This is a genomic window from Teichococcus vastitatis, assembly GCF_003604215.1.
Taxonomy (GTDB): Bacteria; Pseudomonadota; Alphaproteobacteria; order Acetobacterales; family Acetobacteraceae; genus Pseudoroseomonas; species Pseudoroseomonas vastitatis.
This window is the reverse complement of record NZ_QXGS01000190.1, coordinates 1-870: the sequence shown is the minus strand read 5'-3', so window position 1 is coordinate 870 and position 870 is coordinate 1. Positions and strand designations below refer to the sequence as shown.

Sequence of the window (870 nt, the reverse complement as noted above, 5' to 3'; positions counted from 1 at the left end):
GGCGCGCAGCGCGCCCCGACCGCTGGTGCTGCCCCCGGGTGACGAGCAGGCGGCGCTGCTCCCCCTGCCCCTGACGGCGCTGCGCCTGCCGCCCGAGATCATCCAGGGTCTGGCCCGCCTCGGGCTCATGCGGGTCGGCGACCTGCTGCGCCAGCCGAGAGGGCCGCTGGCGCGCCGCTTTGGCCGCCCCTTGCTCGACGCCCTCGACGACGCCCTGGGCACCAGGCCGCGCTCCATCCAGCCGGTGCGGCCGCCGCCGGTCTTCGTGGCGTCCCGCAACCTGCTCGAACCCATCGTCACCCGCCCGGCCATCGATCGGGTGCTGGAAACGCTGCTGGAGGAGCTGTGCCGGTCGCTGGAGCAGGCCGGCCAGGGCGCCCGCCGCCTGGTGCTGCGCGGCTTCCGGGTCGACCACGTGGTGCAGGAGGTGGCGATCGGCACCGGCGCCGCTTCGCATGCCCCCCAGCATTTGGCCCGGCTGTTCGCCGAAGTGCTCGGCCAGCTGGAACCGGATCTGGGCTTCGAGCGCATGATGCTGGAAGCCGCCGAGACGGAGCCGGTCAGCCGCGCCCAGGCCCTGCTGAGCCGTGGCGACGACGGCGCCGCCCCGCAGCCTGGCGCCCTGCGGGAGTTGCTGGATCGCGCCGGGCACCGCATCGCCATCGTCCGGCAGGCGCCGCTGCTGAGCCACTGGCCAGAATACGCCGCGGCGCCCGCGGATGCTTACGCTGATCCTGGCGTCCCGGCGGCGTGGGGCCGCGCCATCCGCCCGATCCGGCTGTTGCGGGTGCCGTTGGCGGTGGTCGTGACAACACTGAACCCGGATGGCCCACCGGTGCAGCTGCGCCATGCCGGTCGTCTTTTTCGGGT

Annotated in this window: 1 pseudogene; it reads left to right on the top strand. The window is 74.4% G+C overall.

The window, feature by feature from the left end:
* Positions 1-870, top strand: a pseudogene (locus tag D2K64_RS23855) (DUF6504 family protein); the annotation flags it as partial.